The organism is Geobacillus sp. BMUD, from assembly GCF_013096845.1.
Lineage (GTDB): Bacteria > Bacillota > Bacilli > Bacillales > Anoxybacillaceae > Geobacillus > Geobacillus vulcani.
On record NZ_SDLA01000107.1, the window covers coordinates 1 to 263 of the forward strand.

Annotated in this window: 1 rRNA gene; it reads left to right on the forward strand. The window is 63.1% G+C overall.

Annotation, left to right across the window (positions count from 1 at the left end):
* Positions 1 to 121, forward strand: a 16S ribosomal RNA gene (locus ETC05_RS17650); the annotation flags it as partial.
* Positions 122 to 263: the final 142 nt, after the last annotated feature.

Below are 263 nucleotides of genomic sequence, written 5' to 3' on the forward strand. Positions count from 1 at the left end.
CAACACCCGAAGTCGGTGAGGTAACCCTTACGGGAGCCAGCCGCCGAAGGTGGGGCAAGTGATTGGGGTGAAGTCGTAACAAGGTAGCCGTACCGGAAGGTGCGGCTGGATCACCTCCTTTCTAAGGGGAAAAGCGGAGGCCGCCCGCCTATCGGCGAAACGCGCTGGAGGGCCTGCGAGGAGGCTGTCGCCGCCGCAGCAGGACCGAAGCGTCGCGAGCCGATGGCGGCCGGAGCTAGACAGTAGTCCATATGCATGAACAT